The 26,034-nt window shown below is 42.4% G+C and carries 30 protein-coding genes; 18 read left to right on the top strand and 12 right to left on the bottom strand.

The features are described from left to right. The 3 genes from VK541_RS14690 to VK541_RS14680 form a co-directional block, all read right to left on the bottom strand. A partial coding sequence (locus VK541_RS14690; RefSeq protein WP_324371072.1) for a GNAT family N-acetyltransferase occupies positions 1–158 on the bottom strand: 158 nt, incomplete at its 3' end. A 79-nt stretch (positions 159–237) separates the two neighbouring features. Then, complete coding sequence (locus tag VK541_RS14685; protein WP_324371071.1) at positions 238–1,209, bottom strand: glycerophosphodiester phosphodiesterase family protein; 972 nt, start codon at positions 1,207–1,209, stop codon at positions 238–240. Between the two features lie 291 nt (positions 1,210–1,500). Further along, positions 1,501–1,776 carry a hypothetical protein gene (locus VK541_RS14680; RefSeq protein WP_324371070.1) on the bottom strand — a complete coding sequence of 92 codons (276 nt, stop codon included), beginning with the start codon at positions 1,774–1,776 and terminating at the stop codon, positions 1,501–1,503. Between the two features lie 115 nt (positions 1,777–1,891). Here VK541_RS14680 and VK541_RS14675 point away from each other — a divergent pair, with 115 nt between their 5' ends. Continuing rightward, positions 1,892–2,023: a hypothetical protein gene (locus VK541_RS14675; RefSeq protein WP_324371069.1), complete on the top strand. Its 132-nt coding sequence runs from the start codon at positions 1,892–1,894 to the stop codon at positions 2,021–2,023. Here VK541_RS14675 and VK541_RS14670 read toward each other — a convergent pair. From VK541_RS14670 to VK541_RS14655, 4 genes are all read right to left on the bottom strand, one after another. After that, complete coding sequence (locus tag VK541_RS14670; RefSeq protein ID WP_324371068.1) at positions 2,018–2,434, bottom strand: hypothetical protein; 417 nt, start codon at positions 2,432–2,434, stop codon at positions 2,018–2,020. The two genes, VK541_RS14675 and VK541_RS14670, sit on opposite strands and share 6 nt — an antisense overlap. A 122-nt stretch (positions 2,435–2,556) precedes the next feature. After that, a complete protein-coding gene (locus VK541_RS14665; protein WP_324371067.1) occupies positions 2,557–2,880 on the bottom strand; it encodes a hypothetical protein in 324 nt (107 codons plus the stop codon). A 464-nt stretch (positions 2,881–3,344) separates the two neighbouring features. Beyond that, positions 3,345–4,082, bottom strand: coding sequence for a hypothetical protein (locus VK541_RS14660; RefSeq protein WP_324371066.1), 738 nt, complete (start codon positions 4,080–4,082; stop codon positions 3,345–3,347). A 4-nt stretch (positions 4,083–4,086) separates the two neighbouring features. Beyond that, positions 4,087–4,767, bottom strand: coding sequence for a hypothetical protein (locus VK541_RS14655; RefSeq protein WP_324371065.1), 681 nt, complete (start codon positions 4,765–4,767; stop codon positions 4,087–4,089). 554 nt (positions 4,768–5,321) lie between these two features. On the opposite strand from VK541_RS14655, the gene VK541_RS14650 reads away from it, so the two are divergent. From VK541_RS14650 to VK541_RS14615, 8 genes are all read left to right on the top strand, one after another. Beyond that, positions 5,322–6,017 (top strand): helix-turn-helix transcriptional regulator, encoded by a 696-nt coding sequence (locus VK541_RS14650; RefSeq protein ID WP_324371064.1) that lies wholly within the window; start codon positions 5,322–5,324, stop codon positions 6,015–6,017. A gap of 130 nt (positions 6,018–6,147) precedes the next feature. Beyond that, positions 6,148–7,809: a phospholipase D-like domain-containing protein gene (locus VK541_RS14645; protein ID WP_324371063.1), complete on the top strand. Its 1,662-nt coding sequence runs from the start codon at positions 6,148–6,150 to the stop codon at positions 7,807–7,809. Further along, positions 7,772–8,173, top strand: coding sequence for a nuclear transport factor 2 family protein (locus tag VK541_RS14640; RefSeq protein WP_324371062.1), 402 nt, complete (start codon positions 7,772–7,774; stop codon positions 8,171–8,173). The genes VK541_RS14645 and VK541_RS14640 overlap by 38 nt, the downstream gene beginning before the upstream one ends. A 148-nt stretch (positions 8,174–8,321) precedes the next feature. Then, the gene (locus VK541_RS14635; protein WP_324371061.1) at positions 8,322–10,688 is read left to right on the top strand and encodes a pyruvate formate lyase family protein; all 2,367 of its coding nucleotides are present in this window, start codon (positions 8,322–8,324) and stop codon (positions 10,686–10,688) included. Between the two features lie 8 nt (positions 10,689–10,696). Continuing rightward, complete coding sequence (locus VK541_RS14630; protein WP_324371060.1) at positions 10,697–12,661, top strand: Dyp-type peroxidase; 1,965 nt, start codon at positions 10,697–10,699, stop codon at positions 12,659–12,661. 9 nt (positions 12,662–12,670) lie between these two features. Then, positions 12,671–14,041 (top strand): hypothetical protein, encoded by a 1,371-nt coding sequence (locus tag VK541_RS14625; RefSeq protein ID WP_324371059.1) that lies wholly within the window; start codon positions 12,671–12,673, stop codon positions 14,039–14,041. 53 nt (positions 14,042–14,094) lie between these two features. Continuing rightward, positions 14,095–14,505 carry a hypothetical protein gene (locus VK541_RS14620; RefSeq protein WP_324371058.1) on the top strand — a complete coding sequence of 137 codons (411 nt, stop codon included), beginning with the start codon at positions 14,095–14,097 and terminating at the stop codon, positions 14,503–14,505. 3 nt (positions 14,506–14,508) lie between these two features. Continuing rightward, positions 14,509–15,129 carry a hypothetical protein gene (locus VK541_RS14615; RefSeq protein WP_324371057.1) on the top strand — a complete coding sequence of 207 codons (621 nt, stop codon included), beginning with the start codon at positions 14,509–14,511 and terminating at the stop codon, positions 15,127–15,129. Between the two features lie 110 nt (positions 15,130–15,239). Here VK541_RS14615 and VK541_RS14610 read toward each other — a convergent pair whose 3' ends face one another. From VK541_RS14610 to VK541_RS14600, 3 genes are all read right to left on the bottom strand, one after another. Beyond that, positions 15,240–15,485, bottom strand: coding sequence for a hypothetical protein (locus VK541_RS14610; RefSeq protein ID WP_324371056.1), 246 nt, complete (start codon positions 15,483–15,485; stop codon positions 15,240–15,242). Next, positions 15,458–15,859 (bottom strand): hypothetical protein, encoded by a 402-nt coding sequence (locus VK541_RS14605; protein WP_324371055.1) that lies wholly within the window; start codon positions 15,857–15,859, stop codon positions 15,458–15,460. The genes VK541_RS14610 and VK541_RS14605 overlap by 28 nt, the downstream gene beginning before the upstream one ends. 281 nt (positions 15,860–16,140) lie before the next feature. After that, positions 16,141–16,662 carry a YcxB family protein gene (locus VK541_RS14600; protein ID WP_324371054.1) on the bottom strand — a complete coding sequence of 174 codons (522 nt, stop codon included), beginning with the start codon at positions 16,660–16,662 and terminating at the stop codon, positions 16,141–16,143. Positions 16,663–16,804: 142 nt separating this feature from the next. On the opposite strand from VK541_RS14600, the gene VK541_RS14595 reads away from it, so the two are divergent. The 3 genes from VK541_RS14595 to VK541_RS14585 are packed head-to-tail and all read left to right on the top strand — an operon-like array spanning position 16,805 to position 18,561. Next, positions 16,805–17,503, top strand: coding sequence for a DUF2071 domain-containing protein (locus VK541_RS14595; protein ID WP_324371053.1), 699 nt, complete (start codon positions 16,805–16,807; stop codon positions 17,501–17,503). Next, positions 17,503–18,159: a DUF805 domain-containing protein gene (locus VK541_RS14590; protein WP_324371052.1), complete on the top strand. Its 657-nt coding sequence runs from the start codon at positions 17,503–17,505 to the stop codon at positions 18,157–18,159. Before VK541_RS14595 ends, VK541_RS14590 begins: the two co-directional genes overlap by 1 nt. Positions 18,160–18,207: 48 nt before the next feature. Beyond that, positions 18,208–18,561 (top strand): DUF805 domain-containing protein, encoded by a 354-nt coding sequence (locus VK541_RS14585; protein ID WP_324371051.1) that lies wholly within the window; start codon positions 18,208–18,210, stop codon positions 18,559–18,561. Here the strand turns inward: VK541_RS14585 and VK541_RS14580 are convergent. Both VK541_RS14580 and VK541_RS14575 read right to left on the bottom strand, forming a co-directional pair. Next, the gene (locus tag VK541_RS14580; RefSeq protein WP_324371050.1) at positions 18,554–19,246 is read right to left on the bottom strand and encodes a type II CAAX prenyl endopeptidase Rce1 family protein; all 693 of its coding nucleotides are present in this window, start codon (positions 19,244–19,246) and stop codon (positions 18,554–18,556) included. The two genes, VK541_RS14585 and VK541_RS14580, sit on opposite strands and share 8 nt — an antisense overlap. Then, on the bottom strand, positions 19,243–20,304 hold the full coding sequence (locus VK541_RS14575; protein WP_324371049.1) for a hypothetical protein: 1,062 nt from the start codon (positions 20,302–20,304) through the stop codon (positions 19,243–19,245). The genes VK541_RS14580 and VK541_RS14575 overlap by 4 nt, the downstream gene beginning before the upstream one ends. 351 nt (positions 20,305–20,655) lie before the next feature. Here VK541_RS14575 and VK541_RS14570 point away from each other — a divergent pair, with 351 nt between their 5' ends. From VK541_RS14570 to VK541_RS14545, 6 genes are all read left to right on the top strand, one after another. Beyond that, positions 20,656–21,231 carry a TerD family protein gene (locus VK541_RS14570; protein ID WP_324371048.1) on the top strand — a complete coding sequence of 192 codons (576 nt, stop codon included), beginning with the start codon at positions 20,656–20,658 and terminating at the stop codon, positions 21,229–21,231. 5 nt (positions 21,232–21,236) lie between these two features. Next, positions 21,237–21,905 (top strand): TerD family protein, encoded by a 669-nt coding sequence (locus tag VK541_RS14565; protein WP_324371047.1) that lies wholly within the window; start codon positions 21,237–21,239, stop codon positions 21,903–21,905. Between the two features lie 10 nt (positions 21,906–21,915). Beyond that, positions 21,916–22,551: a vWA domain-containing protein gene (locus VK541_RS14560; RefSeq protein ID WP_324371046.1), complete on the top strand. Its 636-nt coding sequence runs from the start codon at positions 21,916–21,918 to the stop codon at positions 22,549–22,551. A 12-nt stretch (positions 22,552–22,563) separates the two neighbouring features. Continuing rightward, a complete protein-coding gene (locus VK541_RS14555; RefSeq protein ID WP_324371045.1) occupies positions 22,564–23,616 on the top strand; it encodes a TerY-C metal binding domain-containing protein in 1,053 nt (350 codons plus the stop codon). A 9-nt stretch (positions 23,617–23,625) separates the two neighbouring features. Beyond that, positions 23,626–24,981 (top strand): PP2C family serine/threonine-protein phosphatase, encoded by a 1,356-nt coding sequence (locus tag VK541_RS14550; protein ID WP_324371044.1) that lies wholly within the window; start codon positions 23,626–23,628, stop codon positions 24,979–24,981. A gap of 9 nt (positions 24,982–24,990) precedes the next feature. Beyond that, on the top strand, positions 24,991–26,034 hold a 1,044-nt coding region (locus VK541_RS14545; RefSeq protein ID WP_324371043.1), incomplete at its 3' end, for a protein kinase domain-containing protein.

Raw genomic sequence — 26,034 nt, 5'->3', positions numbered from 1 at the left:
CAGTTTATCATTAGTCTGTGGAGTTCTTTTCCGATTCCCTTTTCGGCAAAAGCAGGGTCAACGAACAACGCCCAGACGCTCCGCTCTCTCAGGTCAACAATAGAGAACCCTACGATTTGACTGCCGATTTCACAAACCCAGCCCCTGCCTGATGTCAGACAGTTCCGCGGGTCTAAAAATCATAATCGTAAATCTACGGGATTTTTGATTATCCGGGGTCTGCCAAAACCCATCACTTTATTTCTTCTGGTAACTGCCAACCAACCTGATCAGGATATCCGGGCTGTTGGTAATGATGCCATCAACACCAAGCTTAGCCAGGGCAGCCATATCATCTTCTTTATCTACGGTCCATGGAACGATCAGCATGTGCTTAGCATGTACTTTGCTGACCATTTCCGCATCTACACCAGAGTAATAAGGACTATATATTGCCGGTACAAAACCCAGGTTTGCCAGTTCCGAGTCCAGGCCACCCTTGCTCACATTGACCTGTTTAAAATAATCTTCAACTTCCTTTTCAGTAAGGCCGTACTTTTTAAGCTGTTCAGCAGTGAGGTTCATCTTGCCCTGTACCAGTAAAGAAAGCTTCAGCTCAGGTTCAGTTTTGTGGAGGATCTTAAGCGTCCGGACATCAAAAGACTGGATCATCACCCTTTTGCCGATGCCCTTTTGATTGATCACCTCCATCATGGTCTTCACAAAAACGTCCGGCGAAGGGTTAAATTTCCCATCACCCATAGGCGAACATTTGGTTTCAATATTGTAATAGATGGGCTTCAACCGGTTTGCCTTGACGTATGCCTCTACACTGTCAATCAGATCGGCCAGCAAAGGTTTATGTGTTACCAGCTTTTGCTGCGCAGGAAACATAGGATGAGCTTTTCCCCCAAGTTTGTAAAGGCGGACGCTGTCATAAGGCATTTGGTAGATGTTGAGGCTTTTTTCCTCTTCCTTAGTGATCTCGCTGCCATCCGGTTTGCTCATAAAAGCAGAAGACATATAAGGGTCATGAGATACCACGACCTTTCCGTCTTTTGAAATGACTACATCCAGTTCCAGAGTTTTAGCACCCAGTTTTACAGCATTCAGCATCGCAGGGATCGTATTTTCAGGCAGCAAAGCCATACCGCCGCGATGTGCCTGTACGTCCAGCTTTTGCTGGCCAAAAACAGAACCGGAAAATAACATACCGATGATTATAAACATTCTTTTCATTTTGATCTCAAATTTTGTTGACCAAAAATAAGATGAGGTACTGCTTGAATCTGTTAGGGGAATATTAAATCATATGCAGATTCTTCGCCATGCTCTGAATGGCAAAAGGAGATCCTTACGTGCTTTTGTTAATTTTCCTTTGTCGTATATACTGGTAAACCGATCCTGCAATAAACAGCACAAGAATAAACAGCAAAGTTTTACCGATCAACGGATCGCCGGGGCCACTAGCCAGGGGCGCGCTGAGCGGCACACGGGTACGGGTTTCGTTTACCGTAGGAATCATAGAAAGAAAAAAGCCGTTTTTCTTTTGTGAAGAATGAATGCGCCAATCACCAGGAGCAATATCAGTATTGACAATACGTGTCCCGGATTGAATCCCCCATGCTTGCTCAGGCCCAAAGCAGTTACCGAGGTAATAACAGTCCCATAAAAATATGTGCCTCCACTTTTGCCCGCCAGATTTATTCTTCTATACTTTGCATAAGCTACTAAAGCTGCGATGATGGCAATGATACCGACTACGGTATGAAAAATGCCTAAATTTGATAATCCCATTTTGATTTGTTTTTTTTCCAAATGTCCATATAACCAAAATGTATTTTTTTCACTTAAGTTAAAATATCCGGAAATATAATTGCCTAAATTTGAATGTAATGCACACAAGACGATTATGACAGACAAAAATGAGATCATCGCAAACCATCTGCGAAAATTCGCTGCATTAACAGACAAAGACATCACCGAGGGCCAGGAATTATGGAAACCACGGAAGATCAGAAAACGCGTAATGAGATCCTCATAAACTTTTATTGATCTCCTTCAACATCGCCTTCAGGTCATCGGCAAAAGCCTGAAGATTTAAAGGATCCTGCCCGGTTTGCAGCAATACCAGCTTGGCAGATTCAGCAAGCCGGACCGAATCCGCATTTTGAAATTTGCCCAGCAGATAGGCCGCCCTGACCTGAAACAAAGGTCCGTTTCTGTCTTCCCACACTGCATAACAATCGCGCAGCACTTCAACTTTTTCGGCGGTCCAGTCCACACCATAAAACCTTAGCGCAGCTTCCAAAACAGGGGGTGGGCCGGGGCTTTCGATTTCGGATTCTATTGAAACTGACCTTTTTCCGGGCCCGGTGAATGATAGACCCGATCGCCGCTTTTTAAATTTAGCTCCGGCAATTGTTCTGAAAAGGTTTTTGATGTTGAGCGCCATGGGAGAGGTTGTGAATCCGTCGCACTAAGATAGAAAAAAAAGGGCGCTCATCCGAAAGGTATTTAATTAACTTTACCAGTCAATGATGGCTGTGCAATGCAGAAGACCTTAACCCAAGCCTGCTAAGGGGTTATTGTTTCGATTCCATGATCACCCGGTTTGCTTTCCCCGCCTTCATTCTCAGGTATTTCCGGCTGCTCCTTTTCTTCTTCTGATATCTCCGGCTTATCCTTCTGGTCGATATCATCGGCATTGTCACCAGCGCCTACGCGTTCCTGACCCTGTTCTGAAGTCTCTTCCTTCGGCTCAGCGGAGCTTTCAGCCGAAGGCTCTCCCTTCTCGGCACTTGGAATCACTGTTTCGATTTCAGCACCCGGATCGGCACTTGGTGCGGGGTGTGTATTGTCCTGTTCTAAATCTTTTTTCTTATCATTTGAGTTTTCCATATCCATACGTTTTATTTAGATCAACAGATCAAAGCCCCACATGTTTGCAGCAATGCCAATTTGAACAGGACTACTGTCCCTTGATTCTTTTCGCAACAACCTTTACATTTCTTAATTATTAGCTGAATCAAAAAAAACGTTAAATTTAAAATATTCAATTAACGCCATGTACATAATCACCCAAATAAAAAAGGGCATCCTCTCCTTATTATTCAAAAGAATTCTGATGATTTGTCTCTTTATAACCAAATGCTATGGCCAGACAGATACCACTAAGGTTGATTTACACGGCATTGCAACAGTGCAATTTCCTGGTACCCCGGAATATAAAATTCAACCACCGAATGAACTTTATTCACAAGAAGACTCATTAGGCTATCGTTATCTGGCTGTAAGAGATTATGTAAATGAACCATGGTTTTTTATTTTAAAGGGAGAATCCGCAGGCGGGAATACATCTTCAGTTAAAAATTACATGCTGCCGGCATGTCTAAAGAAAGATCATAGTTGAGCTGCCCAATCTCCTGAGTCACCAAATAAGCTTCTCCGCCGAAGGCAATCTGAAAATCATAGGTTTTACCCAATAATAATAAATTGGTTCTGATGTTGCCTTTTTCCATATAGCCAAGATATTGAAAACCATTCGCTGAGCCGTTTACCCGGAAAAAGACATATACGCTGGGTCTTATTTTCAAATCATTACGGTCAGGACATGTTCCTGTGAAATTTAAAGAGACTGTATTGTCATAAACCGTGGGTGGAGGCAGGACGACCGGAGGCGCGCTGGAACCGATTTTGCTTAGTGGGATTTGGATAATTTGCTGTTTTTTTTCGACCTCAAAGACCACATCCCTGGCTTCTTTCTTATAACCTGATGCACTGATCTCTAAAGTAACGTGGATTGGATCTCCATCTGCTGGCGCTACATTGGGGTTTAGTCCAATTGTGACCACCCCGGCACTAAGCGCAATTGCTTTTTTTCCCGACAATTCATAAATATCCTGTGCTGCATCCCCGCTAAGAGAAATGCTTGCATCTGAGGGTGCAGGTCCGCCATTGGACCCATCGGTAACATACACAAGCGCAGTGTATTTGAGAATGTCCGTGTCGACTACGAGCGTGATGTTCTCTGTTGGCTTTTTACAGGCAGACACGAGCAAAACCACCATAATCAATAACCCTGTTTTTTTTAAAACATTCATGTCCTTAAAGCTTAAGATTGAAATTTATCTGTAAAACTGGCAACCACCGGTAGTTTCGTACATTTTGCTGCAACTGGCTCGTTTGGGAATCATTTCCTGAAAGTATACCTGTCCCGACGATAGTAGCGACCGGACGGTCCAGATAGTAGGTGCCAAAATCGAAGTTGATATTGAATGATCTGCGTGGGAAAATATTTGCGAATCCCAATCCTAAGTAAGGCGCGAAGCCATTCCAGTCTATATTCAGCGTTACATCGCCAACCTGATCCGGACTAAGTAACAGATCTCCGTATTTGTAATCATCGGATGGATATATGGTGGCGTCTCCGCTAGCTTTGAAAAAATAAGCGGCACCCCCTACAAGGCGCAGCCATCGCAGATTTTCAAATGGAGTATAGTCTGCCATCAGGTGGATTTTGTAAAAATCTGCTGAAACCTTAGAGGTCGAATTTAGCCCCGATACTTCAAATATATTGCTGGCTTTTATAGCAGCAATATTTCCTCCAGCAGACAAGGCAAGACTGCGCGTAATTCCGTAATTAAATTCAGCACCTACCCCTTGCGTCCCGAAACTAAGCTGAACGGATTTCTGATGCTGAATAGAAGGACTGATATTGGCGCCCTGGCCACTGACCTGATGACCGCAAAGTCCTGTTAAAATTAGAAGTAAAGCCCTGGTTTTCATTGGGATGATCAGAGCGTATTACAGTTGTTATCTGTAATCAGAACGTCCGGTTTTAAATAATGTTTTCCCAGTCTGTTATTTTAGGCAGAATGCTGCGAAATATCCGGCTGTTATTTGGATCAAAGCGACCTGTTCTTCATTTTTTCTGCTTCCTTCCTGAAACCCGCGATCTCCTCTCTGGACAGCTCCCTTCTTTCCCTTGCCAGCCGGATCGCCTTCTCCTCGCTGAGCAATGCCTCATCAAACTGGCCCAATCGGTAAAATCCCAGGCGCCATTGTTAAGCACAAAAGCGTATTTCCAATATTTTCATCATGATAAGTACCCACAGACATATTATTCCTTCTTTACCAGGAAAGCGGGGGCATCAGATGAAACTTTTCTTTCCGGTTTTTTCGACTGCACACGTTTGATGGAGTCCGGACTGATATAATTTTTTTGTTTTCAATTAAGTATTATATCTTTATGTAAGGTTTAATTAACCTGTTGATTGTATTTGTATCAACAACATCATAGACGCTTTCAAATGGGACTAAAATCTCTTAACCAGTTAGAATTGGAACATAGTTGCCAGGCTCAGTTATTGTCTTTGGGAAATAGTATTCATCAACACAGTTTAAGGATTGAAGATATAGGTGACTATATACCGGGCAGCGTGATGGTTCAGGATTTGAGCAGCATGACCAATACCTATATGAATCAGACCGGATGTGATATTTTAAAACACAGCACCGAAGAGCTGGCGCTATTAGGACCAGCTTACTTCAGTACATTTTTCCCGGCAGAAGAAATTAATATTCTGAAATCAGAACTGCAGCATTTTGCAATGGAGAGCGATACTGGCAAGATACATTCATTTTTCCAGCGGGTGAGGCCAGATGCACAAAGCGAATACAAATGGTATTTTACCACCTCAAGATTATACCCTTCAGATGAATTCGGTGAAGGTTTAAAAATGATGCATATTGCTGTTCCTGCCGATACCCTAAGCTATGCAGGCAGAAGGTTAAGTAACCTGGTACAAGATGATGCACTGATCCGCAAAAACCTGCATAAGTTTATTTTATTGACTCTACGGGAGAAGGAAGTGATCCGACTTATCGTAGAGGGTAAAAGCAGTGTTGAAATTGCAAATGGTCTATTCCTGTCGATTCATACCGTAAATAACCACCGAAAAAACATCATTCATAAGCTGGAGGTTACCAGCTTGTCACAGCTGATCAAATTTGCCGTGGCTTTTGGTATTATCTAATTGATTTACTGCTGTTCAGTTAACTATTTGTAAAATGGCTAGTACTAGCTATTTTTTAGAGTAGATCGATTATCGAACTTGCATCTACCGATTGCCCGACACTGATACAAACAAACTAATAAAAACATTTATGAGAATATCTAAGACTAGCAATGGCCTTAAAGTTCAGGCTATAGCGGGTACCTACGTTGTAATACTCGGCATTGACCTTCCCGAGAAAAAGTGTGTTGGTCTTATGGGTTTTTCATTACACCGCCAAGATCATTCGGAGGCTGAGGGTTACTATCTTGAAGGTATGAAATGCTTTCAGGCGACTGATCCTGGAGCTCCTGATGGATCAAGGTTTTCGACTAAGGATCATCCTGTGCAGGACTTTACCTGGAGCGATTATACTGCAAAACCTAACCACACCTACACATATACCGTTTGTGCATTGACAGGAAATCCGAAGGCACTAACGGCCTTTGCAAAGACGGAGGTAACGGTAACTACAGAATCGCCGATATCCGATGAGCATGAGATATATTTCAACAGAGGTGTTTCTGCCTCTCAGGAATACGTTCGGCGTTTTGGAGATGTCAAACCTAAGAAGACCGATCTACCCAATACCCCAAAGTTTAAGTGGCTTTCCAGAGGACTCTATGAAGCGATAGCTGATTATATTGAAAGTTGTGTTCCAGGTATTCACACCCTACGCATTGCCGCATACGAATTCAAATATGAGCCGTTTGCGCAACTCCTGCGTAGAACGATTGATCGTGGGGTGGATGTTCGAATCATCTACGATGCCAGAAAAAAGGAACCAAAAGAAGCTAACGAACTACTGATAAAAGATACGAAATTGAGCGACTTTTGTACCGGGCGCAAAAATGGGGTAAGCATTTCCCACAATAAGTTCATAATTAAGCTGGAGCATGGGGTCCCTATAGCTATTTTGACAGGGGGCACTAATTTTTCTGCTAATGGCATATTCGGACATTCAAATGTCGCGCATGTCGTTAAAAATTCAGCGGTAGCAAAAATGTACTTAGATTATTGGGAATTGCTAAAACTCGATCACCCACTTAAAGGTAGTCAACAAGAAAATACGCTAACTTTTCCAACACCAGACCTTGCAAATATACCAGTGGGAACTACTGTTATTTTTAGTCCAAGAACTGGCCTGGGCGCGCTTGAACTGTACCGTGATTTAGCCATGAAGGCTAAAAATGGGTTTTTTATGACCTTTGCCTTTGGGATTAACAAGCTGTTTAAGGACGTGTACAGAAATAGTACCGCTGATCTGCGGCTTGCCTTAATGGAAAGAAAAACCAGAGTATTTAATAAAGAGGACGAAGCGCTCAAGATTGCAGAGGAGGCTGACATTCAAGCCCTGAGAAACATGCCTGCAAATATTTTCGCTATTGGCAACTTAATCAAAACAAATAAGTTGGATGGTTGGGTTCTGGAGGAACTTGCGGGGCTAAGCAGTAATGTGAAATACATACACAATAAATTTATGCTGGTGGACCCACTAGGTCCTGATCCAATTGTAGTGGCGGGTTCGGCAAACTTTAGCGATGCATCTACCAAAAAAAATGATGAGAACATGCTGCTTATTAGAGGTAATACTACAGTGGCAGACATTTATCTGGGTGAATTCATGCGTCTTTGGAAGCATCATTCCTTCAGAGAATCTTTAAGCTTTAAAAGTGTGCACGACAGATTTCTGAAAACTGACGACTGGTGGAAAAAATACTATCAAAACACAGATAATGCAGCAAGAAGGAAATATTTTTCTAATAATCAATAGAATAGATATGAGAACAACACAAGAAGTGTGGGAGCACCATTGTAAGGCCTTTGCTAATGCAGACATAGAAGAGGTTATTGCTGATTTTGCTGAGAATGCGGTTTACGTGAATGCGGATAAAGTTATAAATGGAAAAGAGGGTATACGTGCCCAATATGATAATCACTTTAAAAACATGGAAGCAAATGCATCTTCAACGATTGTTAAGGAAACTATTGCAGGTGAAATCGTACTATTCGAATGGACATTTGATTCGGAAAGCGTTAGTATAGTTGATGGAGTAGATACTTTTGTCATACGTGAAGGCTTTATACAAGCCCAGACTGTAAGGGCTACTGTAATTTCAAAGTCCGTTAACTCCTGATATGCATAAAAATATATTATCCTTTTGGCAGCACTTAGAGTCTTTGTCAAAAGGACACCCTGACCGGCTTACACCCAGGGTATGTAATCTATTAAAAGAAACCTTTGAAAAATGGCATTCAAAACCAAACTGGATCAACTTTGGACAAATGGGACATCTTTTCGATGGTTATACGGGAGCTGAACTCAAGCTTGTCAGCGAGCTTTCCGTAGCTGAAAGAAAAGGATTGGCGACTAAACGACTCTTTTCTTTTATCACTGATCCGGAAATCGCAGAAACCAAGGGGACTATGGATATCAATCCATTGGAGCTCATAGTTGGAACGCTACCTCCCTACTCGGTTGGACAAGGGAAGGAACTAGTGCGTTACTTAACCGAAGAGGAAACACTTTATTGGGAGCTTCGCTACTATAATGAATGGTCCCCTTTTGGGCATATTGTTCCCGATCACAAAGCCATCCTCGACAAAGGCATCCTGGGAATCATAGCAGAATGCCAGGAGAAAATAAGCCGCCAGGTAAAAGGCCCGCACGATAAGACATCTTTCTACAGATCTGTGATTTATTCACTAGAGGGAGTATTGGTCTATATATCTGCTTATGCGGACCGTGCCCGAGAAATCTCCCTCCATTATCATCCTTCCGATGAGCGGGCAATTAATCTCAAGCAAATTTCAGAAAGGCTGAGAGAGTACCCGGCCAAGCCATCAGAAACATTTATGGATGCACTGCAGTCTATACACATCATGCACTGTGCACTCCATTTTTCCGGAGAGATTGTTCCGATTGGAAGGCTGGACCAATTGTTAAACCCTTATTACCTTAAAGATACTAGCGATGGGATAATTACACCGGAAGAAGCACAAGAAGCACTCGACTGTTTCTGGATCAAACTTGACGAAAAAGTGGTACTTAACAGAAGATTTATTGAGGATCGTTTTACCTCCTCTGATGGTGCACTAATCGGTGTTGGTGGACCTAGTAACTTCGATCAGGGTGCATTGATTAACCAATGGATGCAGCAAGTTACCATTGGAGGTGTTGTAGCAAATAATGACGCCGACGCTACTGATGGGGTAAATGAACTGACGTATATGTGTTTGGAATCTGCCAGGAGACTACCTCTGAATAGCCCAACGCTAGACCTCAGGCTTCATGCAGAGAGTCAGACCAAGTTATTCGAAGCTGCCGCCAGGACCATCCTTAGCGGAGGTGCGCATCCAATACTTATGAATGATGATAAGATCATTCCTGCGCTCCAGTATAAAACAGGTGGTTACGTGGAACTCAGCAGCGCAAGGAACTATGCTTGTGATGGATGCTATGAGACGCTTTTTGCAGGAGAAACTGAGTTTAGCTTTGGCTTCGTCGGCGCATTGGACATATTAGAAAAGACGTTAAATAGTGGTGCCGGCTTTGCATCTTCAGGAAGCACTTACCTCAGAGGGGGTAAGTCAAGTCTGCGCACTAAACCTGCAAAGGAAATATCATCCTTTGATGATTTTTGGATGATTTTAGGCAACCACCTGATCCTCGGCTGCCATAAGTTTTTGCATGGCATCCTTTTAGCTTATGGCGGAAAAGAGGAAGTATCGCCCTCTCCTTTGCTCTCTGCAATGATTAATGGTTGTATTGAAAAGGGTAAAGACCTAGCCGGAGGGGGAGCAAGATACCATTTATTCTCACCGTTGATGACGGGCATAAGCACAGCCGCTGATTCACTTTATGTGATCAAGCAACTGGTCTTTACAGAGAAACAGTTTAGTCTTGAGGAACTTGTATCCTGCCTGCGATCAAACTGGGGAAAGGGAACGGAGATAACGGGGTTGAAAATAAATAGCGACCGCATATCGGAGATAAGGAATCTGTGTGTTATCCAGCCAAAATTTGGACAGGGCAATCCAGCGGTGGATGAATTGGCTCATCGTCTGATTAACGACTTCTATGAGGCGCTGCAAACAGTTAGAAAGGATCCCATTCATATTGATTCATTGAGAAGGCTTCAAGATCAATATGGACATCCGGATCAGAGTTTTGAAATTCTGCTGGCTCCTGGGGTAGGAACGTTTGAGCAGTACAATTTCTCGGGATCATTTTCCGGGGCCACACCAGATGGCCGCTTTGCCTCTGAATCAATAGCGTCTGATCTCTCACCTTCTCCCTATCATTCTGATCAGGAAATACCACAGCAACCCATGGTAAAAATAATGGATGGGATGAACAGCTACAGTGATAAATCTATCGAACTGTTATCAGATGGTGCCCCAGCTGACTTTAATATTGCGGAGGACTTTAATGAACAGCAGTTGGTACAAGTTATTCGTGATTTTGCGCTTGGAAAGTCTGGGAACATGCTCACCATAACAGTAAGCAATCCGAAAACCTTTGAAGCGGCAAAGAAAAACCCAGATGACTATAACCTGCTTCGTGTGAGGATGGGTGGATGGACAGAATTCTTTATATCACTTTTTCCTGCCCTTCAGGAACAACACATAAGAAGACCACTATTTAAATAAGTAAAAGCATGGAGAGAAATTCAAATGTACCCAGACCGCTCCCTGTTATAGAAGGCGTTTATCAAAGCGGTATATCTGATCCAAGATTTCCGCTTTTACCATCTATTCAGCTAGAGAACGACGAGGATTACGAGCGATATAAAGGATTAGTTGATAAACAAGGATACCTTTCGATCATTAAGGCAGATGTTGCAGCAAATTCCACTGAAGAACTTAGCGTGCTCCTAAAATTGCTTTCGGATATGGCCTATGAGGAAATGACTGCCAAACCCTCATTAAAACATGTGATGCCACTTGATCTGGCCCGTGTTCCAAACTCCTGGCGGGTGACGGTGACCATTGCCTATGGCTACTCACTCTTTATCGACGAGGATGGCAACGATCGATACGGCATCAGTTTTAGAAAGCCAAAAAACCTAAAAGTTATTCCTAGTTTTCCAGGTGATGATTTTAAAGGAAGAGATAGGCTATCTGACATTCTTATACTTATTGCAAGTGATCACCCTTATATTAACGTGGCAACAGCAAGGTTTTTTGCTGAATATACTAATAAGAAGTTTGCCGAAAGGGTATCCCGGCAAATTCAGAATCCCGTATTTATAGTTAAAACCGTTCAGCAAGGATTTGGGCGACCTGATTCCAGAGAGTTTCTGAAGTTCAATGATGGGATAGACAATCTGAGGGCAAGCATAGATCTTGAGAAACTGGTATATGTCGATGAACAATGTGGAGAGCCCGATTGGTGCATAAATGGATCGTATTTAGTCTACAAAAAGATTAGAGAGATGATGCCGGTTTGGGAAGCCTTTGCCAAGCCAACACAAGAGGCAATCATTGGCAGAGAAAAAGATTCAAGTCTTCCTCTTTCCCGTCAGAAGGCAGGTGAAGGAAATCTTACTCCTGTTTATCCGGATCCAACTGATGACAAGGACGGGCCATTAAACGCACACATTAGAAAAGTACAGCCACGGCGGCCATTTCCTGATTTATTTGGCGAAAATGACCTTAACAGAAGATTTCTTAGAAGGCCGTACCCCTTCTTTGATGGAGTTGATACCAACGGAAATTCGATTAACGGATTACACTTTGTCGCGTTTATGAAAAGTATACAAGATCAATTCGAGCACGTGACCAATATGTGGCAGATGAACCCCAACTTCCCTGTGCCAGGTACCGGGATCGATGCACTTTACGCAAAGGAAGTACTGAAGAGCCTCGATGGCGGTTACTATTTTTGCCCTCCAGCTCGACATTCACAGGAAGACTTTATCGGATCCGGACTCTTCAGTAAAGGCATCAAGAAACCATATGAAGTACCAAAAAATATCTACGGCTATGGTATCACTTTCGTTGATATCGATGAAACCATTTTCAATACCTTTGCCAGTATTAAGGTGCTGTATAATAACGAGGTTATAAAGTCACTCAATAATCAGGAATTTAATACTTATAAATTGAGAGATGGTGAGACTTTTGATTTTGGTGAGTTTCGCGATGCAGCGAACTTCCTGGCAACCTCAAAACCTATTGTCGACGTTATCTCTGAGCTAAAGAAAATTCTCAGAACGATTACCGCAAATTCTGAAGGAAGCAGGATCGTATTCCTGACGGCTAGAAGTGACTTTGATGATAAGGAGAAATTTCTGAATGTCTTCAGAAAATATGGTATTGACATTAATTCTTCCAGAATGTACGTGGAACGAACTGGCAACATAACATCTGGAACAGTTGCGGAAAAGAAGAAGCAGGTTGTTTTAAGTTATTTATCGAACGGCACTTACAGAAGAGTTCGGTTATTAGATGATAATCTGGAAAATCTGACAACGTTTTTAAGCATTAAGGAGGGGCTAAAACCGGAATTGGTGGAGCTTATAAGAACAAATCACACACTTTCTCAAGATATAGATCCAGTCGAGTTCTTTGCTTACCTAGTCGATCATAACGGCAAGATGTCCCTCTTCGGAAAGGTTTAGAATTATCTTATGTTAAATAATGGTTATATGAATCTAAAAATCAAATTTTCTATTTTTCTAATCCTCAGCATTATGACCGTACAGGCACAGACAGACGACAGCGAAGCACGTCTGAAACAAATCACAAATGAAGCCGCTATTGTGAAATTTAAACAGGAAATGGCCGCAAATGAACTAGCTATCGCTAAAGCCAAAAAGGATCTTGAGGCATTAAGCATTGTAGATCCAAAAACAGCAGCTGAAGCAAAAAAGGCACTTGCTGATCTGGAAAAATCAACTATTGAGCTTGAAAAAGCTAGTATTACCGCTAAGCGGGACCTGTTTAAAGGCCCTGAGATTACCCCATTGACAGGTAAGATCAGCACAAACGACGGTGTGTTTATAGAAACCCGTGTATTAGCTACACAAACATTAAATCAGGTCATGAGAGCTATGGTAGACAAAATGAAAGCCAGTAAATTTCCGTCCGTTACACCTACTTTTGTGCTATATAATGAGACAGACATAAAGGGGGTAGAAGCATACATGTCTTTGTTCATACAACTAAGTGACCTTACAAGCCAACTTGGTAAAGCAAACAGGACAATCCAACAGGTTTTGGACCAACCTTACGATTTTACGACAACGCCGGCAAATAACCTTTTTGACCCACTTCTCGCAGGATTTGCAGCATCCGGCATTTTAAGAAGTGCCGCAGACGTGGTCTCCTTGTTCCGTATTACTACAGACTTTAAAAATGCCGAGGTCGCCATCAACGAAAATACCATAGCAGCTGCATTACAAAATGCCTTAAGTGCCAATAATTGGAAATTATATAACCCTGCTTTGATACCTGTCAATATCATCAATAACCCAGGTAGCGAATCTTTGTTCCTAAACAAACTGAATGAGATGTTTAAGCAGGCTGAGGCTTCCAGCAATCTTATAAAAAAAGCAAATGAGCAAATTGAATCGCTCAATACTGCACTCGAAAAACCTGAAAACAAAAAATATAAAGCGAATATTGAGGCGTTGTTAAAAATCCGTAACGGGTTTGTCACGACGTTAACCCCACTTACGACAGCAGCTACCCAGCTTAACAACTTACTTTATACCTTAGATGCCACAACGAAAGTGGCCCCCATCGGCAACATCATCCGAGCGGATAGGCTTAGCACCAAGCTTAGAGAGGCAACAACATATACCATGAAGTTGGTTGTAGCTTCTAAAGGCAGCAATAAAGTATCTGAAAGTCTATGGAGAAGCGCCAGGATTAGATTTACTGCTGGGACTGAATTGAGCGTATGCATCTACTCATCAGAGGGTGAACTGATATACGGGAATACTCATACTTCGTTTTCACCTTACACAAAAACAGAAGATATTCCTAAATCTAACTAAGCAATTCTATGTTATTTCTTATATTTATATGGTCGTAACTAATGCAAAAAGCCATGAAAGCCCCATCGAAAAAAAAGGCACCAGTAACTGTAAAAGGCCGCAGAAGAGTTAAAACTGTTGAAGTAATCATGAGTAAGCCGGATTTTCTATCGGACGAACAATGGACACTTCCAGCAGGTTTCAAATCAGATGGTTCATTTGCTACATTGGAAGAGGTGCTTACTCCTGTAGTTTCTACACAAAGCCTTAGCAGTCGCAATGCTCGTTCCCGCAGGGAGTTGATTATTGAACGTATCAAAAGACAGAAAGACTACCCTACTTTATCTTACCTTGGATTTGATGATGTAGATAAGCAGACAGCTATATCTGAAATTGAAAAAGAAAGTCCATTGGGGAGGGTGATCGAAGAAAACGAGCAAAACGCTATCCAATACATCATTAGCAAAGCCAAACGAAAACCATAATTTATGTCTAAAGCTATTTTATGTGCCGACAGCGGTTACGACGACAATGTTCAGCAGATTGAAAAACACCGTATCGATAAACTATATCCAAAACTGGCAGGCACAATAAAGAGGATGCCTGGCCCCCTTTCTACCAGAAAATACATCAAGGATGAGTTACTGAATGGCGAGATTGGTTTCTTTTCAGCTAGCGGACATGGAAACGAAGACGAACTGATCGGTAACGATCAGTTTCCGATCTTCGAAACAGGCAATTACGATGCTAAAGAAGCTAATGGCAAAATCATGCATTTCCTGGCTTGCTCTACTGCATATTCATTAGGGATCGACCTAATAAAAAAGGGATGTAAAGCATTTTTTGGTTATGATGTCATCTTCACATATTACAAAGATCATTTGGACCAGTTTATGGCTGCAGATGATGCAATAGATCTGGCAATTGCTGGGAGCAAGACAGCGAAAGAGGCACATGAGTTAGCAATGACTGCATATGATAAGGCCATTGAAATTCTCGATCAGAAGAATGTGAACCCGGCCATTATCGGTGCTATGATGACTAATCAGAGACATTTATGCACCCCAATGATTGACGCCCGCTGGGGCGATCCTGCTGCAAAAATATAAAAGTGTTTTCAGACCTCCACAGGTGCTTCTTATATCATGCCGGAGGTCAACATTTTTAACACGGGAAAAATAACTTTTTCTGTGAACCAAAGCATGCGATGCTATCATTGTTACTTAAATCTGATGGCTTTAAAGACGGACTGATCACTGGTTATTTCCTGCTGCTGCTTATACATGGTCTCCTGATCAGTAAACAAATAAAGCACATAGATATCCCCCGCATTGTCTTTATGGAAAAGCATAAAGAAACCATACTTGTAATCTTTAGCGAACTCGGGCGCAACAGGTCCCATATACATACCACCATGGTCTGCTCCAAAATCCTTCTTCACACCCCCACCGTCGAGTTTCTGCAATTGTACCTTTCTCGTGTTGGCTGTATCTCCGGCAATGCGGTTAAATAAATTCGCCGCAACGATGCTAGCAGTTTATCAGGATGCAAGACTGAATCGCCTTCTTTCTTTTCGCGATTATTGTATATGGCATAAGCTTTCTCAGTAAACGGCCAAATGATATAGCGTACCTCCACATTCTTTCCCTTAAGCTTAATGGCATAGTCATAGTGAGCGAGTCTATTTTTTACTACTGGAACAGGTTCAGCATTTGCTGAAGGAACGAAAACTGCTTTTGCATCATTGACTTTCTTCAGAAAAACGTCCGGAGATTGCGTTTGGGCGTGTAGTGAGATTGTAAAAAGCAATAGCAGGCTGAGTAAGAGCGTTGGCTTCATCGCGAACGGAGCGTTATATTCATATTGCAATTTAGTAAATTTGTGCAATAATCTGAGAAAAGTATATGTTCCATACTGTTTCTATTTGATCTGTTCCCTTTTTGAATGGTATTCCTGATGATCATTGCATAGTCGTTGCATAATGGTTGGATGATCCCTGGTAGGTCCGCAAGACCTTTCAATCATCTCACGGCGACCTCGGGATGATCTCAAGAGGTACATGTCGGAAGCCTTACAGATACTAAGCAGAAGCCAGACATGACCATGCTATTTGCACTGGGTTAATATTTCCAGCCTAAATTAACTACATGATTGAGGTCATGATCTGCAATCATCTTTTTGATACTATCGTTCAGTTCCTCATCATTTTTAGGAATGATGACCACATGGCTGTTGCTGATTTTTATAAAGAAATAACCTGCTATTTCAATAACAGACTCCACAGAAGATAACCTGTAGCTGCATTGACCGCCTTGGTCTTCAATCACTATGTTTTCGTCTGAAAGCTGAAAAGTTATGGGCGAGTCGATCATACCCTTACAATCAGTAACTATTGCTTTTTTAAATGCATTGCTGTAAGCCCATTTCATATAGGCCTTGCCGAGGAAAGGATAGGCGATCGCAATCACTACAAACAGGCCACCAATTATATAGCTTTCAATGTAAATCATTGCCCCGGCCAGCAAGAGAAAATAAAAAGAAAGAATAAAACGAGCTATGGTAAATCCCTTTCTTTTTTTTAAAGAAAGATTATATCTGTTGTAAGTCAGGATGTCCTGAAGGGAAAGCGTATAAGTATACATGATGATAAGCGTTTTTATTGAGGCCTAAGATAGTAGATTTTTGAATAAATTTAATTCTATGAATTGTTATTGCTAACTATTATCTCAATATTTATTGAATAAAATAACGCTTCATTATGTCTAAAAATCTTTTTTCTTTTGAATGAAAATCCCAACCCTCCACGGATACATAGACAGAAGAATTCTAATCAACTTTAGGGCTTACCCAAAAGTGGTAGGGAAAATTATTCCTTTGCCTTTTAGGCCGAAGCTTTATAAAGGGCAAGCCATTGTGGGGATTTGTCTCATCCGATTAAAACACATTAAACCGAAAGGGCTTCCAGACTTCCTGGGTATTAATTCTGAAAATGGAGCGCACCGGATAGCTGTGGAATGGGATGAGAACGGCGAGACCAAATCGGGAGTTTATATACCACGCAGGGATACGTCATTGAAATTCAACGCGCTTGTCGGGGGTCGTGTATTTCCAGGCAGACACTATCAGGCGAAATTTAATGTGTCAGAAGAAGATGGGCATTATCATATTAATTTTAAGAGTTCGGACGACACCAGCATCTCTATAGATGCCACTGAAGCGACATTGTTTAATGATCAGTCAATTTTTGGAACCTTAAGTAACGCATCTGCCTTTTTTGAAGCCGGCGACATGGGGTACTCGCCAAACAAAGCCAAATTTGAAGGTCTTAGACTGAAGGCATATAGGTGGGAAGTCAGGCCGCTTGACGTATTGAAAGTGAGTTCCAGTTTTTTCGAGGATGAAGAATTTTTCCCTCAAGGTTCAGTGACTTTTGACAATGCCTTGCTAATGACAAACATTGAACACGAATGGAAATCTGAATAATGCTTACAATGTTTAAAAACCCTTTTTCTTTTAATGGTCGGATACGCAGGAGGGAATACATCTTCAGCTTGATGCTTTTCACTGTTGCGCTTGGTACCGGAACTATACTTTTTCCATTGGCCGGACTTGAGGGTGATGTGAAAGAAATTGTAAATGTATTGAGTTTATTGGTATTGCTCTGGTTTCTCTTTGCACAGGGAGCGAAACGCAGTCACGATTTTGGTAAAGACGCGGGATGTCAGTTTATTCCTATTTATAATTTCGCATTGCTGCTAAAGGAAGGTGACTCTGGAGCAAATCAGTTTGGAAATGACCCAAAGCAATTGGCTTTTTCAGAACAAGAAGTAATTTATTCCGAAGCCGAGGAGGTGCCCTATCAGCCGGATCCGGAATTGCAAGCTTTGCATGACCTGTTGGTAGCCGAGGGCCATCATGGCTTTAATATCAGATCCCTTATCGGACAACAAAGCGATGATGTCATGTGTCTCGAATTAAAACACTATGGAATGTGGGAGGTGTTTTATAGCGAACGCGGGAAGGATGCTGAGGCAATATTTGCTTCACAGTCTAAAGAGGAAGCGATGGATTTCTTTTATAAGTATATTTCGGAGGGCATAGGATCCTATAAGAGAAATGATTTATCATCTCAGTTGTAAATCTTGAATATTATCTCAATATTTATTGAACTAAAATAACGCTTTATCATGTTCAAAAATCCTTTTTCTTTTAAGGGTAGAATCCGCAGGACTGAGTTCTGGCTCACTGTAATGATTTATTGGGTGCTGGTTTTCGTTCTGGCATATGTTATCGATAATAGCGTCAGTGAAGAAACCAGTTTGGTAGGCGTCTTGCTTTTGGTAGCGCTAATTTGGTTTGTATTTGCTCAAAGTACAAAAAGATGTCATGATTTGGGCAGGAATGGCCTCTGGATGTTTATGCCGTTTTATTTTATTAGAATGCTCTTTATTGAAGGAGGAGTAAGAAGTAATAAATATGGAGCCAATCCAAAGGGTACTAATGATCCAAGACTGAGAAATTCATATCCCATAACTATCTAAGAAACCACGATATGGGTATCGCAATCAAATTAAAACTGCAGTGAAACAGTATTGAATAAGGCAGTCCGTATTTTAACCTGAAGTACCCCATAGTCAGGCCGCCAAATATTTGCGATGAGGTGTACAATGCAAATGAGGGGTCAGCGAATGTTAGCCCTTTAAAATTGCTAATGTGAACCAGGCCGAATATGATTGCGGTGAAATAAAATAAAAATATAAAATAGCGCCTCCATGCCAAGCTTGCCCGCTTACCATGCAGACGGTTCATCACGATGTGAAAGACAATAGCAAATGCCAGCAGTATCAAACCACCGAAAAACAGGATGTAATCATCTTTTGTGAACCAAAGCATGCTAAACATTAATGACAGCATGACAAAATAAATACTGACCTTGAGTTTTCTCAATTGCCAGCGAAATATACATTCCTCGTTAATCGGAGCCACGATGGCACCTAACAATAATGCCATTAAGAATCCCCATTGGAACATGTCAGGCTCGTTGTATTCTATGATCAATTTTAAACTAAGCAAAGCGTAGTAGATCGCCATGATCAGGGAGGCAAACAGGAAGTTTAAAACAAGTAAGGTTAAGAAATCGTTTTTAAGGTCCTTCTTGCTCGAAGAAATTCTCAGTAACCGGGGATATTTAAGAAATTGCCAATAGGATAGGAGCGCTGTTTTCATCTCGTCTTAATTACAATGCCCCATAGATAACCTTCCACCTGATATTCTTTTTTCAGTGCAGCCTCATCTATGACAGATATGCCCTCAAAGGTCTTGGCAGTAAGCCCTGCAAGATCTCCTTCATGATTTTTTAAAAGCGGTTTGCCATTCAAAATGTATACCACTCCATACTCTTTCCCAGGGGCAGACACCAGCTTCAGGTATTCCTTAGACTTGGTTGACAACAAAGTCCAATATCTTTTTCTAACAAATGCCTTGGTTTCTATGTAGATCAGGCCATTTTTTGCCTCCGGTCCGAACCGATCAGTGGCATTTTTGTCTTTGTACACTGTAACTGTGGCAATGTCATTTGGATTCACGCTCTGCATTCCGTCTCGAAACAGCCGGACGCTGTCCAGAATAAATACCGGGTCATTTGTAGTTTCAACCAATTTGAATGATTCTCCGGACGGCACATAACAAGAAAGAACCAGGTCGACCCCTACAACAGGTTGTTCCAAATAGTAAGTTTCATCAACCGGATACTGAGGCTTTTTTGCCGGGTCAATCTTGACGAAGAAGGAAATGGTGTCATTAGAAAAGCTCCAGTAATCAGAGCAGTCTCTGGATCCCCACTTTCCTTTTAAAGCCGGAAAGCGTTCAAAAACGTCTTTTGCTTTTAGTTTGCTCACATCGATGTCCTTACCATCTGTGAACGCACCTTTGTAATCAGTTGTGAGCCTTATTTTACCAATCAGATCTCCATATTGTTCCTGCTGGAAAATAATTCCGGGTTGTTTAGCGGTGACGTAGCCCTTTTTAGCTACATACCTGGAGTCGAGCGGCTCGCAACGGGACGAAAAATCCATTTCTTCTACTGCCACTTCGCGAAGGTCAGCATAGTTCTTTTTTAATTCAGTTACCGAAGTACCACATAACGAAAAACCGGCAATGGCTACAGCTGGTTTGGACGTTTTGTTTGTCTGTGGATTTTGTGCTCTTGAAGATAGAGAAATGCAAAGCGTCAGAATGAGGATTGGATATAGGGTGACGGTAATTGAGCGGAGCGTGGCATTCATGGATGTAAGGTAATAAATTTAAGCAAAAAGTGAAATCAGATTAATATTATTCAGAATTTAATATAAATGCATAAACTGAATGCAAAAATTTTATTCCGCATAGTTGTAATTCTTAACTATTATCTTAATATTTGATATAACCAAACAAATCTTGTATGAAATGCACATAGGGAGTGCATTGCTGGATCTGGTAAGTCGTGACGATTTTAACCAGTTCAGGCAGATTTTATTAACGCTCGACTCACCTCAATTTTCTCGTTGTGATGCCCGCGCTATTTGCTTATCCAGCAACATTCTGTGCTTGGTTTGATTGAACATAACTTATTTTAACAAAAAAAGATTATTAGCAGTATGCCAATTAATTTACAAAAAGGTCAAAACTTCAAATTGGGATTAACCAAAATGAGTATAGGATTAGGATGGGATCCAAAAGAGGGTACCGGATTTGATTTCGATTTAGATGCCTCTGCATTTATGATTAACACAAACAAATACATTCCTAAAGAAGAATTTTTTGTATTCTATGGAAATACTAGATCTCCTGATGAAGCATTATATCATACTGGAGATGACCCCACAGGTGGTAACAGTGCCGATGGCGATGACGAGATCATACAAGTGGACCTGACAAAAGTAGACGATCAAATTGAGCAAATCTTATTTGTAGTCACCATTCATGAGAGTCAAGCAAGACGACAGAATTTTGGACAAGTTAGAAACTCATATATTAGAATCGTAGATGATTCGAATGGAGAAGAGGTCGCAAAATATGAACTTGGAGAGGATTTTTCTATCGAAACATCTATTGAATTTGGGAGATTATATAGGCATTCAGGCGGCTGGAAATTTGAGGCATCAGGGATAGGTTACAGAGAAGACCTTGCCTTTTTCTTAGCGAAATATTATTCAGGTCAAATCATAAAATAAAAGATATGGCAATTAATCTGCAAAAAGGTCAGACCATTGACCTACGTAAAAATGCTTCTGGAGGCGAATATAACCTGTCGAAGGTCACTATGGGTTTAGGTTGGGATGTTCGTAAAAAAGAAAGCGGTGGGTTTCTCGGTAAACTATTTGCTCCAAAAGAAGAAGAGTATGACCTGGATGCTATTGCATTCTTATTGGATGAAAATGAAAAAGTTGCTGATCTAGGGAGAACAGTTCAGGCCAACGGAAATAATATGGGCCTGGTCGGCGGGGATGTTATCTTTTTTAATTCTTTACAGCACCCCTCGGGCAATATTTGGTTAACAGGAGATAATCGCACCGGTGCAGGGGATGGAGACGATGAGCAGATTATTGTGAAACTTGATGATCTTGATCAAAAATATAAAAAAATACTTTTCATCGTTTCGATCTACCAGGGCAGAAAGAACAATCAGCATTTCGGAATGATTGACAACGCATTTATACGGGCGGTTGATGCTACGGGAAAAGAGATTACCAAATATAGCTTATCAGGAGATTCCACCCTAAACGGGATGTGTTCTATGGTTTTTGCAGAAGCTTACCGGAAGGACGGGGGCTGGAAATTCAGGGCCATAGGCGAACCTCAGCAAACCGATAGCTTTATCGAAATATTGAAGAAGTACGCTTATTAAAGACAAGTTTATGAGGAGATTACCTGTATACTTCTTACTGGACACATCAGGCTCAATGAATGGTGAACCTATACAGGCGTTAAACAACGCACTGAGCACTATGATCAATAGCTTGCGGTCTGATCCCCAGGCGATGGATTCCCTTTGGCTAAGTATGATCACCTTTGACAGAGACGTAAAGGAAATCGTTCAGCTTACAGACTTAGCCTCGTTTCAGCTTCCGGAAATCACCTGCCCGCCAAGCGGACCGACCCATACAGGCCAGGCACTGGAAGTTTTACACCGTAAAGTACTGGTAGAGGTACAAAAAGGCTCGGCCAAACAAAAAGGGGATTGGAAACCTTTGATGTTTCTTTTTACAGACGGGAAGCCCAATGACTTGCAGCTGTACAGAGAGATGATCCCTAAAATCAAGGAACTGAATTTTGGTGCTATTGTCTGCTGCGCAGCAGGCAGGCTGGCAAATGATGACCTTTTAAAAGAACTTACTGAAGACGTCCTGCATCTGGACACTGCAGATAGCGGGACACTGAGGAAATTTTTTAAATGGGTCTCAGAAACCATAGAGCAAGGTAATAAGAGCCAGGGAACGGGAGAAAAAGTGACACTTCCGCCGCCACCAAGTGAAATCACAATTGTCATTTAGATGCTTTGCAATATGAGAAAACTTCCAATATATTTTCTGATTGATATTTCCGAATCTATGGTCGGTGACCCCATTCAGCAGGTTGAAGAGGGGATAGCTACGATAATAAAAGCCATTAAGACAGATCCGAATGCCATAGAAACGGTATGGATCTCTATAATCGTATTTGCAGGAAAAGCAAAAACACTGGTTCCCCTGCAGGAAGTGATCAGCTTTTATCCCCCTAAATTTCCAGTCGGCGGAGGTACCTCGCTGAGCAACGGACTGGGACATCTGATGTTTGAACTGCGGAAGAATACAGTAAAGACCACAGCAGAACGAAAAGGAGATTGGAAGCCTATCATATTTCTGTTTACAGATGGAGTGCCCACAGACGACACCAGTGCAGCAATAACAGAATGGAAGCAAAACTGGCAGCGTACAGCCAATCTGGTGGCCATTTCCATGGGCGACGACGCCGATAGCCAAATCCTGGGCCAGCTAACTGAGAATGTCCTGCACTTCAGAAATTCTACTACTGAAGACTATAAGAAATTTTTTAAATGGGTAACCGATTCCATCACCACCAGCAGCATAAGCGTTGAAAACAACCAAAGCGGCTTTGAGCTGGCGAAACTGGACGACGTAACCGTTTCCAAAATCGACCTGACCAAACATGAGCCCTCAAAACAATACACAGACAAGAACCATGTGGTGCTGGCTGCGAAATGTCAGAATACCAAGCGGCCTTACCTCATCAAATACCGGAAAGTCATCAGCCCTTCCAGTGTTGGCGGATTAGATATGCAGACCCTTTCGTACCGGCTTGTCGGCGGGTTTCCGGTTGATGAGACCTATTTCGAAATGAGCGATAAAAGCTCAGGGCAGCTCAAAGTAAACAGCGATGAATTACTGGGTGCCCCTTCATGTCCATGCTGTGGAAATCAATTCGGCCTTGCCATGTGCCAGTGCGGTAATGTACATTGCATTGGAGAAGAGGAGATGAGTACCTGCCCATGGTGCAACAGTCTGGGAAGATATGGAGCAGGCAGCGGAAGTTTTGACATCAACAGAACACAAGGATAGTCCAGGAACATGGCAGAGATCAGGCAATATTTAAATGCCTTACTGGCAGGCAACAAATATCCGGTTACCGAAGACCGGGAACAGTTACTGGAGAAATTTGCAGACGACGAAGCCAATATTCAAATGATCGGAGAGATCGAAAAACTTCAGAAAAATATTATGGCCAGCTGGGAACTTAAGGCAAGACTAAGCGACATCGCAAACAAACAGATCATTATCCCCAACGGGACAGTGATGAAGCCCTATACATTCCTGCTGGATCTGAACGCCCTGGGGCTGGATGACATGAGAGAAATAAATCTCGACGGTCTCCGGCAATATGGACTCAGCTATAACCCGGAAACAGGGCAAATCAGTGGCAGCCCGCTCACAGCAGGGGATTTTAAACTCAATTTGAAGTTCAAGCTGGATACTGAGGATTCTGCGGTATATGAAAAACAAGTTACCCTGATCATCAATGCAGATCCCAAATCACTTTGGAAAAACATACCCAGTACACAGGAACCGGGCAATTACTGGAAGCCCGATCAGGCTGAAACCTTTCAGCAACTGGGCCAGAGGCACATTGTCGCGGCCTCCAAAAGAGGAAGAAGCCATGCCAATGTCGGATCATTCCGTGAAGATGATTTTGATTTCCGGTATTTTGAGGAAACCGGCTGGAGCCTCGTCTGTGTTGCAGACGGAGCAGGCAGCGCAAGGCTTTCCAGAGAAGGATCCAGGCTGGCCTGCAGCACAGTGGTGGAGTATTTCGCAAAGACCTTGTCGTCTGAAGATACCAAGGAACCTAATGAAGCTACGCGCATTTTTAAGCACCTTCCGGGAGCAGTACATGCTGCATATCAGCACATAGAGCAGGCCGCAGAAGCCGCTGGTGCGACCATCAAAGACTTTCATACTACGCTGATTTTTACCCTCTTCAAGAAATTCGAATCGGGTTATGCCCTGTTGTCTTTTGGAGTAGGGGACTGCCCGATAGGATTGATCGGAAAGAACAATGAAGAGATAAAGCTGCTGAACTGGCTGGACGTTGGTGAATTTAGCGGAGGCACACGCTTTTTGACCATGCCCGAAATATTCAGCAGTGATAAATTTTCAAGCCGCTTCCAAATGACACTGACAGATGACTTTGACTACCTTATGCTCATGACCGATGGCATTTACGATGCAAAATTTGTAGTCGAGGCCAACCTGGAAAAAGCAGCGCATTGGAAGGCCTTTATCGAAGACCTGAATGGGGAAAATGCCGATGGCGCAAAAGTGGAATTAGATCGCAGCAACAGCGAGATCGCAACACAGTTATCGGCATGGATGGATTTCTGGAGTCCCGGCAACCATGATGACAGGACATTGGCAATCATTTTTTAAGCAGCCGTTATGAAAGTGGTAAATGTAAGATCGATCGTCAGCAGCAATACTTATCAGTATGTGGACGACGGGGAACCAAAAAGCGGAACAACCAAAGATGTTTATTTCAGCCCCGATAGGAAATACGTAGTGGCGATATTCCGGGAAAAACAGGATGAAGGCCAGAAGGAGAGGCTGAAAAAGATCACAACAGATTACTTAAAAAGAATAGAAGAAAGGGAAGGAGGTGCTTATTACCTCAACGAGATCTACCGATGGCCAACTGACGTAGTCGAAGCCAACGGCAAGACCGGCATTATCGTGCCTATCTATGAAAGCAAGTTTTTCTTTAAAACCGGCTATAAATCAACAGACCTGCTGCAGGGAAAAGAAAAAAATGGCAAATGGTTTACCACCGCGCGCAACCGGCACGACAATTACAGGCTCCGGATAGACGAAAGCGAACTGGGCCACTGGCTAAAGTATTTCCAGATCTGTGTCAACCTGTGCAGGGGCGTCAAGAAAATGCACCAGCTGGGCCTGGCACATTCAGACCTTTCGTACAATAACGTTCTGGCCGACCCGCTTACCGGCTCCGCATGTATGATAGACCTGGATGGATTGGTGGTGCCAAATCTGTTCAATGCAGAAGTCATTGGGACACCAGATTTCATAGCACCTGAAGTGTTGGCCTCCAGGCACCTCGACAAGATTGATCCAAACCGTAAACTGCCGAGCAGGTATACCGATCTGCATGCGCTCGCCGTTCTGATCTACCTGTACCTGTTGTACCGGCACCCGCTAAAAGGCGGAAACTATTTTGGGGATATTGATGCCGATGCAGAAGTCCATCTGCTGATGGGTGAAAAAGCAATCTTCATCGAACATCCAACCGACACTTCCAATAAAAACTTCAAGCGGGAATATGGCGACGATCTTAAAAAGTACAGCCCTTTTCTGGACATCTACAAAACGCCCTACACGATTACAGGCCCTTACCTTAAAGCTCTTTTTGACCGTGCATTCGTAGACGGCTTGCACCATCCTATGAGCAGGCCTACTGCCGGGGAATGG

This window comes from Pedobacter sp., assembly GCF_035317785.1.
Classification (GTDB): domain Bacteria; phylum Bacteroidota; class Bacteroidia; order Sphingobacteriales; family Sphingobacteriaceae; genus Pedobacter.
This window is presented reverse-complemented; position numbering and strand designations above follow the sequence as displayed.

What these genes read in the sequence shown, in the direction of transcription:
- VK541_RS14685 (WP_324371071.1), bottom strand. Translation starts at nt 1,209, where the DNA reads ATGTTTATAATCATCGGTATGTTATTTTCCGGTTCTGTTTTTGGCCAG.
- VK541_RS14680 (WP_324371070.1), bottom strand. Translation starts at nt 1,776, where the DNA reads ATGGGATTATCAAATTTAGGCATTTTTCATACCGTAGTCGGTATCATT.
- VK541_RS14675 (WP_324371069.1), top strand. Translation starts at nt 1,892, where the DNA reads ATGACAGACAAAAATGAGATCATCGCAAACCATCTGCGAAAATTCGCT.
- VK541_RS14670 (WP_324371068.1), bottom strand. Translation starts at nt 2,434, where the DNA reads ATGGCGCTCAACATCAAAAACCTTTTCAGAACAATTGCCGGAGCTAAA.
- VK541_RS14665 (WP_324371067.1), bottom strand. Translation starts at nt 2,880, where the DNA reads ATGGAAAACTCAAATGATAAGAAAAAAGATTTAGAACAGGACAATACA.
- VK541_RS14660 (WP_324371066.1), bottom strand. Translation starts at nt 4,082, where the DNA reads ATGAATGTTTTAAAAAAAACAGGGTTATTGATTATGGTGGTTTTGCTC.
- VK541_RS14655 (WP_324371065.1), bottom strand. Translation starts at nt 4,767, where the DNA reads ATGAAAACCAGGGCTTTACTTCTAATTTTAACAGGACTTTGCGGTCAT.
- VK541_RS14645 (WP_324371063.1), top strand. Translation starts at nt 6,148, where the DNA reads ATGAGAATATCTAAGACTAGCAATGGCCTTAAAGTTCAGGCTATAGCG.
- VK541_RS14640 (WP_324371062.1), top strand. Translation starts at nt 7,772, where the DNA reads ATGCAGCAAGAAGGAAATATTTTTCTAATAATCAATAGAATAGATATG.
- VK541_RS14635 (WP_324371061.1), top strand. Translation starts at nt 8,322, where the DNA reads ATGGGACATCTTTTCGATGGTTATACGGGAGCTGAACTCAAGCTTGTC.
- VK541_RS14630 (WP_324371060.1), top strand. Translation starts at nt 10,697, where the DNA reads ATGGAGAGAAATTCAAATGTACCCAGACCGCTCCCTGTTATAGAAGGC.
- VK541_RS14625 (WP_324371059.1), top strand. Translation starts at nt 12,671, where the DNA reads ATGTTAAATAATGGTTATATGAATCTAAAAATCAAATTTTCTATTTTT.
- VK541_RS14620 (WP_324371058.1), top strand. Translation starts at nt 14,095, where the DNA reads ATGAAAGCCCCATCGAAAAAAAAGGCACCAGTAACTGTAAAAGGCCGC.
- VK541_RS14615 (WP_324371057.1), top strand. Translation starts at nt 14,509, where the DNA reads ATGTCTAAAGCTATTTTATGTGCCGACAGCGGTTACGACGACAATGTT.
- VK541_RS14605 (WP_324371055.1), bottom strand. Translation starts at nt 15,859, where the DNA reads ATGAAGCCAACGCTCTTACTCAGCCTGCTATTGCTTTTTACAATCTCA.
- VK541_RS14600 (WP_324371054.1), bottom strand. Translation starts at nt 16,662, where the DNA reads ATGTATACTTATACGCTTTCCCTTCAGGACATCCTGACTTACAACAGA.
- VK541_RS14595 (WP_324371053.1), top strand. Translation starts at nt 16,805, where the DNA reads ATGAAAATCCCAACCCTCCACGGATACATAGACAGAAGAATTCTAATC.
- VK541_RS14590 (WP_324371052.1), top strand. Translation starts at nt 17,503, where the DNA reads ATGCTTACAATGTTTAAAAACCCTTTTTCTTTTAATGGTCGGATACGC.
- VK541_RS14585 (WP_324371051.1), top strand. Translation starts at nt 18,208, where the DNA reads ATGTTCAAAAATCCTTTTTCTTTTAAGGGTAGAATCCGCAGGACTGAG.
- VK541_RS14580 (WP_324371050.1), bottom strand. Translation starts at nt 19,246, where the DNA reads ATGAAAACAGCGCTCCTATCCTATTGGCAATTTCTTAAATATCCCCGG.
- VK541_RS14575 (WP_324371049.1), bottom strand. Translation starts at nt 20,304, where the DNA reads ATGAATGCCACGCTCCGCTCAATTACCGTCACCCTATATCCAATCCTC.
- VK541_RS14570 (WP_324371048.1), top strand. Translation starts at nt 20,656, where the DNA reads ATGCCAATTAATTTACAAAAAGGTCAAAACTTCAAATTGGGATTAACC.
- VK541_RS14565 (WP_324371047.1), top strand. Translation starts at nt 21,237, where the DNA reads ATGGCAATTAATCTGCAAAAAGGTCAGACCATTGACCTACGTAAAAAT.
- VK541_RS14560 (WP_324371046.1), top strand. Translation starts at nt 21,916, where the DNA reads ATGAGGAGATTACCTGTATACTTCTTACTGGACACATCAGGCTCAATG.
- VK541_RS14555 (WP_324371045.1), top strand. Translation starts at nt 22,564, where the DNA reads ATGAGAAAACTTCCAATATATTTTCTGATTGATATTTCCGAATCTATG.
- VK541_RS14550 (WP_324371044.1), top strand. Translation starts at nt 23,626, where the DNA reads ATGGCAGAGATCAGGCAATATTTAAATGCCTTACTGGCAGGCAACAAA.